Here is an 8069-nt window from a genome sequence, read left to right on the forward strand (position 1 = left end):
TTTCTGTATTGGTCGGTCGTCGCTCAATCCTCCGGCTTAGGCGTTCGCGCCAAGCAATAAACATCCAAGCGCCGTGCTCCAGCCTTGATCAATAATTGCGCAATGGCATCTGCCGTCGACCCGGTCGTCAGTACGTCATCCACCAGCGCCACATGCTTTCCCTTGAGCCCATGCCCGTCAGCCAAGGTAAATGCCCCGCGCAAATTGCGTTTGCGTGCCTTGGCGTTGAGGCCTTGTTGGGCCGGAGTTTCGTGGGTACGTTGCAGCCAGTGTTCGGCGACCGGCAGCTGCAGTTGTTCGCCCAGCCATCTGGCCAGCATGGCGGCCTGGTTATAGCCGCGCTGGCGCAGGCGCTTGCGGGCCAGAGGTACCGGCAGCAGGAAGTCGGGGCGGGGCAGGGCTTCGTCGAAGCGGTGTTGCAGCAATTGCCCCAGCAGTTCGGCCAGCAGTCGGCCCATGGGCCATTGGCTTTGATGCTTGAAGCGTGTGACCAGAGTGTCGATGGGGAAGTCGTAATGCCAGGGAGCCAGTACCTGGCTGAACGCCGGAGGGTGTCTGCAACAGGGCGCGCAGGTCAGGCCTTCCATGGGCATCGGCAGGGCGCAGCGCAGGCACTGGTCACCGAGCCAGGGCAGTTCGGCTTCGCAGGCGACGCAGATGGGCAGCGCCGCGTCGGTGCGTTCATCGCATAACAAACAGTATTGGTTGTTTTTTAACCAGATGTAAACCTGATGATTGCTCTGTGGTTGACAGCGCATGACTCTTCCTTAAATATGCCGAACATCCGTGTCGCGCCTGTGGACTTTCTGCGTGAATCATCACCGCCGAGCCACCGGGCCATTGCCAAAAAAACACCAAGGAGCCGCCCGATGAGCGCCAGCACTACCGCCACCCTGCGTCACGACTGGACTTTAGCCGAGGTCAGGGCGCTGTTCGTACAGCCCTTCAATGACCTGCTGTTTCAGGCGCAGACGGTGCACCGCGCGCATTTCGACGCCAACCGCGTCCAGGTTTCCACTTTGCTGTCGATCAAGACCGGCGCCTGCCCGGAAGACTGCAAGTACTGCCCGCAGTCCGGTCACTACAACACCGGTCTTGAGAAAGAGAAGCTGCTGGAAGTGCAGAAAGTGCTGGAAGAAGCCGCACGGGCCAAGGCCATCGGTTCGACCCGCTTCTGCATGGGCGCTGCCTGGAAGCATCCTTCGGCCAAAGACATGCCTTACGTGCTGGAAATGGTCAAAGGCGTGAAGGCCATGGGCCTGGAAACCTGCATGACCCTCGGTCGCCTGGATCAGGACCAGACCAAGGCCCTGGCCGATGCTGGCCTGGATTACTACAACCACAACCTCGACACCTCGCCGGACTTCTACACCAGCATCATCACCACCCGCACTTACAGCGAGCGTCTGCAGACCCTGGCCTACGTGCGTGATTCCGGGATGAAGATCTGCTCCGGCGGCATCCTCGGCATGGGCGAGTCCCTTGATGACCGTGCCAACCTGCTGATCCAGCTGGCCAACCTGCCGGAGCATCCGGAGTCGGTGCCGATCAACATGCTGGTCAAGGTCGCCGGTACCCCGCTGGCCAACGCTGAAGATATCGATCCGTTCGACTTCATCCGCATGCTGGCCGTGGCGCGCATCCTGATGCCGCAATCCCACGTGCGCCTGTCGGCAGGGCGTGAGGCGATGAACGAGCAGATGCAGGCCCTGGCCTTCTTTGCCGGTGCCAACTCGATATTCTACGGCGATAAACTGCTGACCACCGCCAACCCGCAGGCCGACAAGGACATGCTGTTGTTCTCGCGCCTGGGCATCAAGCCCGAAGCCCGTGAAGAGCATGCCGATGAAGTGCATCAGGCGGCCATCGAGCAGGCGCTGGTCGAGCAGAAGAGCAGCTCTATGTTCTACGACGCTGCGGCTGTTTGATTCTCTAGAAACCGCCGCTGTCTGTGGGACCGGCTTTAGCCGGGAACGCGATTTCCCGGCTCAAGCCGGTCCCACGTCTGGTCCCGTAACGACCTGCTTTTCCCCGAGGCCCACATGTCTTTCGATCTGGGCGCACGCCTTGCCGCGCGCCGCGCCGAACATCTCTATCGCCAACGCCCGCTGCTGCAGAGCCCGCAAGGCCCGCAAGTGGTGGTCGATGGCCAGCCGTTATTGGCCTTCTGCAATAACGACTACCTGGGCCTGGCCAATCACCCCGAGATCATTGCCGCATGGCAGGCCGGGGCAGAGCGTTGGGGTGTCGGGGGGGGGGCCTCCCATCTGGTGATCGGCCACAGTACGCCCCACCACGAGCTTGAGGAGGCCCTGGCCGAGTTGACAGGCCGCCCGCGCGCGCTGCTGTTTTCCAATGGCTACATGGCCAATCTCGGCGCGGTCACGGCACTGGTCGGGCAGGGTGATACCGTGCTGGAAGATCGCCTCAACCATGCCTCCCTGCTGGATGCCGGCCTGCTCAGCGGCGCGCGTTTTTCCCGCTATCTGCACAACGATGCCGACAGCCTGGGCAGCCGCCTGGACAAAGCCGTGGGCGATACCCTGGTGGTCACCGACGGGGTGTTCAGCATGGACGGTGATATCGCCGACCTGCCCGCCCTGGCCAGGGCCGCGAAAGAACGTGGCGCCTGGCTGATGGTCGACGACGCCCATGGCTTCGGCCCCTTGGGCGCCAATGGTGGCGGGATCGTCGAGCACTTCGGCCTGGGCCTGGACGATGTGCCGGTATTGATCGGGACGTTGGGCAAGGCGTTCGGCACGTCCGGTGCCTTTGTGGCGGGCAGCGAAGAGCTGATCGAAACCCTGATCCAGTTCGCCCGACCCTATATCTACACCACCAGTCAGCCTCCGGCGCTGGCCTGCGCGACCCTGAAAAGCCTGGAGTTGCTGCGCAGCGAACACTGGCGGCGTGAGCATCTGGCGCGGCTGATCAAGCAGTTCCGCAGCGGCGCCGAGCAACTGGGTCTGACCCTGATGGACAGCTTCACACCGATCCAGCCGATCCTCATCGGTGATGCCGATCGCGCCCTGCGCCTGTCGCAATTGCTGCGTGAGCGCGGCCTGATGGTCACTGCCATTCGCCCGCCCACCGTGCCGGCTGGCAGTGCCCGTTTGCGCGTGACCTTGTCAGCGGCCCACAGCGAAGCCCAAGTGCAGCTATTGTTGAATGCATTGGAGCAGTGTTACCCGCTGCTCGGGCCGAAGGACGCAGTGGAGTCACAACATGCGTGATCGTCTGATCCTGTTGCCGGGTTGGGGCTTGGGTATTTCTCCGCTGGAACCTCTGGCGGCGGCGTTGCGCGGTCTCGATGAGCACCTGCGGGTGGAAATCGAACCGCTGCCGGAGCTCGACAGCAGCGACGTGCAGGAATGGCTCGACGAGCTGGACGCCACACTGCCCAATGACGCCTGGCTGGGTGGCTGGTCTCTGGGCGGTATGCTTGCAGCGGAGCTGGCGGCACGTCGTGGCGAACGCTGCTGCGGTTTGTTGACCCTGGCCAGCAATCCTTGCTTCGTCACCCACGGTGCCTGGCCACAGGCCATGGCGGTCGGTGATTTCGAAGCCTTCCTGTCGGGCTGCGCCGAGGACCCGGCGGCGACCCTCAAGCGTTTCAGCCTGCTTTGCGCCCAAGGTGCGGAAGATCCGCGTGGCATCGCTCGCCTGCTCAAGGCTGGAGCGCCACATGGTTCCAGCGCAAGTCTGCTGGCGAGCCTGCAACTGCTGCAAAAACTCGATACCCGCAGTGCCCTGCAAACCTATCGCGGCCCGCAGATGCATCTGTTTGCCGGGCTCGATGCGTTGGTCCCCGCCGAAGCGGCGAGCGACCTGCTGGCGTTGATGCCGGACATTGAGGTTGGCCTGATTGAACAAGCCAGCCACGCATTCATTCTGGAAAACCCCCATGGAGTGGCAGCGGCTATCCAGGCTTTCTTGCACGAGTCCAGCGATGACTGATCTCTCCAACCCGCCACTGCCGGGCGCCTTGCCGGACAAGCGTCAGGTGGCGGCTTCGTTCTCGCGGGCCGCTGCCAGTTATGACAGCGTGGCCGAGCTGCAACGCGATGTCGGCAGCCAACTGCTGGCACGATTGCCCGCTGAGTTGAACCCGACGCGCTGGCTGGATATGGGCAGCGGCACCGGCTACTTCAGCCGCGCCCTGGCTGAGCGCTTTGTCGACAGCGAAGGCGTGGCCGTGGATATCGCCGAAGGCATGCTGCGTCACGCGCAGCCGTTGGGTGGTGCCCGGCACTTTGTCGCCGGGGATGCCGAGCGTCTGCCCCTGCGCGAGCAGAGCTGCGATTTGATCTTTTCCAGCCTGGCCGTGCAGTGGTGCGCCGACTTCAACGCCGTGCTCAGCGAAGCCCGTCGCGTGTTGCTGCCCTGCGGTGTATTTGCTTTTGCCAGCCTGTGCGTGGGCACCCTGTATGAGCTGCGCGAAAGCTGGCAGGCGGTGGACGGCATGGTTCACGTCAACCGTTTCCGCTCACTCGACGATTACCGGCAGATGTGTGCCGCCGGTGGCTTGCATGTGCGCAGTCTGGAAGTGCAGCCCCATGTGTTGCACTACTCTGATGTACGTAGCCTGACCCATGAACTCAAGGCGTTGGGTGCCCATAACATCAACCCTGGTCGGCCCGGCGGTCTGACCGGGCGGGCACGGATCAAGGCGTTGATCGAGGCATACGAACGCTTCCGCCAACCCCAGGGCCTGACCGCGACCTACCAGGTGGTTTATGCCGTTCTGGAAAAGGCCTGATTGAGCAAGCCGTGCACAAAACTGTGGGACCGGCTTTAGCCGGGAAGACAATATGACAGGCAATGAATATGTATCGATCATGCCTGAGCCTTCCCGGCTAAAGCCGGTCCCACTCAGTCACCAGCACCACTAAATAAGGCCACTGAGATGAGTATTGGGTATTTCATCGCGGGCACCGATACCGATGTCGGCAAGACCACCGTGGCGGCAGGCCTGTTGCATGCGGCGCGGCAGTCCGGGTTGAGCACGGCGGCGGGCAAGCCCGTGGCGTCGGGGTGCAGCATCACTCCGGCCGGGCTGCGCAACGCCGATGCCCTGGCGCTGCTGGCCGAGTGTTCGCTGAAGCTGACTTACGATCAGGTCAATCCCTTCGCTTTCGAACCCGCCATCGCGCCGCATCTGGCCGCACGGGAAGCCGGGGTGGCGTTGACCGTCAGCGCCTTGCTCGGGCCTATGCGCGAGGTGCTGGCCAAGGGCGCGGATTTCACCCTGATCGAAGGGGCGGGCGGCTGGCGCGTACCATTGGCCGACCAGGCCAATCTGTCGGACCTGGCCATTGGCTTGGGGCTGCCGGTGATTCTCGTGGTGGGCGTGCGCCTGGGCTGTATCAGCCATGCGTTGCTCACCGCCGAAGCCATTGCCCAGGACGGCCTGCAACTGGCGGGCTGGGTGGCCAATATCATCGACCCCAAAACCTCGCGCCTGGAAGAAAATCTCGCCACCCTGGCCGAACGTCTGCCAGCACCTTGCCTGGGACGCGTGCCGCGCCTGAAGCGGCCGAGCGCTGAGGGTGTGGCGGAATACCTGCATCTGGAGCTGCTGGACTAGTCTGACGCACCCTGGCGGAGGATGAGGCGCGCTTACTTTTGCTTACATCCTCAGAGTTGACCAAGGGCTGGAATCAATGAGTACGTCATTTCAAGAGTTGAACAAAAACTACTTCCTATCTTGCTCGATGAAGCTCATCCGTTAATAGTTAAAGGCTAACGGCATGTTTCATGCTGTTAGCCTTGCTGCAATCAAGAACCGACGAAATGCCGAGCGTATGGCGCTGACAAACCTTCCAGTGTAAGTCCTACCAGCCCCGCCAGTATCCAGACATACTCCTTTGCCGCCTTCTTGAATTCCGAATGATTATTCAGTAATTCAAAAAGCAGCTTTTCGGTTTTCGCATCGAGTGGATGTGAAGTGCTTACGGGTTTGATAGTGCCTTTTTCGTCGATTGAGAAACTTAGCTCGTTCAATAACTCAGGTTCTACGTCGACAGCGGTCTTTTTGATATCTTTCCATGTCTCATCCATTTGATTCGCGACATTCTGTGCTACACGCTTACGGGCATCTAATTTTATTTGTTCGCATGTATCGCGTCCACTTAGCATTCTATAGTATGTGCATCCATCCGGCTGTAGGCGCGGGCTAAGGTCTACCTCGTGATAAACATAATCCGGCTCCGGCTCACTGAGTATCCGTTCGCACTCCCGCGCAGTTACTTCATCAACCCCGCCATTTTTTTTGGCCTTCTCATAGGCGACTTCGATTGCGCGTCTGTATGAATGATTTTCATCCATGAAGAAAGTCAGGTTCATCGTGGCCTCTCCTGTCAAGGTTACATGAGAGGTGTAACGGCAGATCGATGAATTGGCTGACCTGAGAACTTCGACCGATAATTCCCAACACTATGTATGAAATAGACTACACATTGACACTGCGATCCTTTTGGAAGTTATCCCGCAAGATCATGAGTGTGTTCGCTCAGCCCAACTGATCCAGCGTCTGTAGTCGCTCGATCATCATCTGCGCCGCTACCGACAGGCGATAGCCGCTGCGGCTGACGATGCCGGGGCGCAGGCTCAGGCTTTCCAGATTGTGCGGCTGGTTGCGCCAGTGCAGGCGCGCCAGTTCGCCGCGTTCAAATGCTTCTTGCAACACTTGCTGGGTGGCGATGCCAATGGCATCGGATTGCTGCACGACCCGAATCAACGCGCCCAGGTGCGGGCTTTCGATACTCAAGGCCAGATCGGACCTGCCGCTCAGGTTGGCCAACACCTTGCGCATGCCCGCCGGTAACGCCGGGCCGGCCAATGGGTAGTTGAACAGCTCGTTGGTGGACAGGCTGTCCTTGCTGCACAGTGGGTGCTGCGGGCGGCAGAAGAACACGCTGTGGCGCGGGGTCAGGGCCAGGGTCTGATAGGCGGGATCGGCCTCGAAGGTGCGGATATCATCGATGAAAAACTCTATATCTTCTCGCATCAGGCTGCGGCTCAGGCTCTCGCCGTCGCCGACATGGAAGCAGGTTCTGACCTTCGGATATTCGCCAATAAACTGCGCCACCGCCTGAGGCACCAACTGCTCGACGGCCAGGGCACAGCTACCAAAGCGCAGCTCGCCCGCATCAAGTTTGTTCATCTGCGCGACTTCATTGCTCAGGGTTGCCGCCCCCTGCACCAGGCGCAAGGCATGTTGCAGCACCACCTGGCCCTCGGCGGTGGGGCGCAGATCCTTGTTGCCGCGGTCTACCAAAACGCAGCCGAACTCCTGTTCCAGCCCCTGGATGCTGCGGCTGAAGGCGGGTTGGGTAATGCCCATGGCGTCGGCAGCGCGGACAAAGCTGCGGTGCTCGAGCAGGGCAATAAAATAGCGCAGCTGGCGCAGATCCATGGTGTAGACAGCTTCCGATAAGGCGAGCGTGGCAGTTTCATGGCTCAACATATATTCCGTCAACAGAGGTTAATCCTGATTTTTAGGCTTTAAATGCATATGCATAGGTCGTATGGATTGACCTGGATCCACGGAAATAGCTGCATAAAAAGAATATTTTTAATGCCTTTCAGGCATGGCAGAAATGACACTTGGGCGCAGGCATTGATTCATAAGGGCCATCGCCTGCCTGGCGTTTTTGATATGCGATTCAGTTCTATTTATAACTTTAAATATTGCTTTATGCGCTAAGCAGCCGTCATCAATCATGGGCTCCTCGATCTTTTATGAAGACAGCAGGAGTGAAGCGATGGGCAATGTCCAGACCGCTGCCAGTGCCCACGACGTGCTTTGGCGCAGGACACCGAACGGAGAGTTGGTTGATCTCGGCCGGGTCTGGCGCGGGCCTTTGGCGTTGTCGCGCTTGCACAGTACACCCAAGGGTGTGCTCAGCCGTCGCGAAGCCATATTGCTTGGCGTGCTCGCCCTGGTCCTGCACGGCGCGGTGATTTATGCCCTGAATCAGAACCCGGCCCCGGTGCTGCCGATCGTGCCGCCGGAAATCCCGCCCATGACCATCGAATTCTCCCAGCCCGCGCCGCCCGTGGTGGAA

8 protein-coding genes and 1 pseudogene are annotated in these 8069 nt (G+C 60.3%); 6 read left to right on the plus strand and 3 right to left on the minus strand.

The window, feature by feature from the left end; genetic code table 11:
• Positions 1 to 23 precede the first annotated feature (23 nt).
• Positions 24 to 758: a phosphoribosyltransferase family protein gene (locus tag ACCD02_RS30870; protein ID WP_413310214.1), complete on the minus strand. Its 735-nt coding sequence runs from the start codon at positions 756 to 758 to the stop codon at positions 24 to 26.
• 111 nt (positions 759 to 869) lie between these two features.
• Between ACCD02_RS30870 and bioB the strand changes: the two genes are divergently transcribed.
• The 5 genes from bioB to bioD all read left to right on the plus strand — a co-directional run bounded on the left by bioB (position 870) and on the right by bioD (position 5587).
• Positions 870 to 1928, plus strand: a complete 1059-nt coding sequence (gene bioB / locus ACCD02_RS30875; protein ID WP_413310216.1) for a biotin synthase BioB — start codon at positions 870 to 872, stop codon at positions 1926 to 1928.
• A 114-nt stretch (positions 1929 to 2042) separates the two neighbouring features.
• Complete coding sequence (bioF, locus tag ACCD02_RS30880; protein ID WP_413310219.1) at positions 2043 to 3233, plus strand: 8-amino-7-oxononanoate synthase; 1191 nt, start codon at positions 2043 to 2045, stop codon at positions 3231 to 3233.
• Complete coding sequence (locus ACCD02_RS30885) at positions 3226 to 3957, plus strand: alpha/beta fold hydrolase (RefSeq protein ID WP_413310221.1); 732 nt, start codon at positions 3226 to 3228, stop codon at positions 3955 to 3957. Before bioF ends, ACCD02_RS30885 begins: the two co-directional genes overlap by 8 nt.
• Positions 3950 to 4759: a malonyl-ACP O-methyltransferase BioC gene (gene bioC / locus ACCD02_RS30890; RefSeq protein WP_413310223.1), complete on the plus strand. Its 810-nt coding sequence runs from the start codon at positions 3950 to 3952 to the stop codon at positions 4757 to 4759. The genes ACCD02_RS30885 and bioC overlap by 8 nt, the downstream gene beginning before the upstream one ends.
• A 147-nt stretch (positions 4760 to 4906) precedes the next feature.
• Positions 4907 to 5587: a dethiobiotin synthase gene (gene bioD, locus ACCD02_RS30895; protein WP_413310226.1), complete on the plus strand. Its 681-nt coding sequence runs from the start codon at positions 4907 to 4909 to the stop codon at positions 5585 to 5587.
• A gap of 191 nt (positions 5588 to 5778) precedes the next feature.
• Here bioD and ACCD02_RS30900 read toward each other — a convergent pair whose 3' ends face one another.
• Positions 5779 to 6345, minus strand: coding sequence for a hypothetical protein (locus ACCD02_RS30900; protein ID WP_413310229.1), 567 nt, complete (start codon positions 6343 to 6345; stop codon positions 5779 to 5781).
• Between the two features lie 166 nt (positions 6346 to 6511).
• Positions 6512 to 7417, minus strand: a complete 906-nt coding sequence (locus ACCD02_RS30905) for a LysR family transcriptional regulator (RefSeq protein WP_413310238.1) — start codon at positions 7415 to 7417, stop codon at positions 6512 to 6514.
• A gap of 349 nt (positions 7418 to 7766) precedes the next feature.
• Here ACCD02_RS30905 and ACCD02_RS30910 point away from each other — a divergent pair.
• Positions 7767 to 8069, plus strand: a pseudogene (locus ACCD02_RS30910) (energy transducer TonB); the annotation flags it as partial.

This window comes from Pseudomonas sp. Pseusp88 (genome assembly GCF_047303955.1).
GTDB lineage: Bacteria > Pseudomonadota > Gammaproteobacteria > Pseudomonadales > Pseudomonadaceae > Aquipseudomonas.

What these genes read in the sequence shown, in the direction of transcription:
- ACCD02_RS30900 (WP_413310229.1), bottom strand. Translation starts at nt 6,345, where the DNA reads ATGAACCTGACTTTCTTCATGGATGAAAATCATTCATACAGACGCGCA.
- bioF (WP_413310219.1), top strand. Translation starts at nt 2,043, where the DNA reads ATGTCTTTCGATCTGGGCGCACGCCTTGCCGCGCGCCGCGCCGAACAT.
- ACCD02_RS30905 (WP_413310238.1), bottom strand. Translation starts at nt 7,417, where the DNA reads ATGGATCTGCGCCAGCTGCGCTATTTTATTGCCCTGCTCGAGCACCGC.
- bioD (WP_413310226.1), top strand. Translation starts at nt 4,907, where the DNA reads ATGAGTATTGGGTATTTCATCGCGGGCACCGATACCGATGTCGGCAAG.
- ACCD02_RS30870 (WP_413310214.1), bottom strand. Translation starts at nt 758, where the DNA reads ATGCGCTGTCAACCACAGAGCAATCATCAGGTTTACATCTGGTTAAAA.
- ACCD02_RS30885 (WP_413310221.1), top strand. Translation starts at nt 3,226, where the DNA reads ATGCGTGATCGTCTGATCCTGTTGCCGGGTTGGGGCTTGGGTATTTCT.
- bioB (WP_413310216.1), top strand. Translation starts at nt 870, where the DNA reads ATGAGCGCCAGCACTACCGCCACCCTGCGTCACGACTGGACTTTAGCC.
- bioC (WP_413310223.1), top strand. Translation starts at nt 3,950, where the DNA reads ATGACTGATCTCTCCAACCCGCCACTGCCGGGCGCCTTGCCGGACAAG.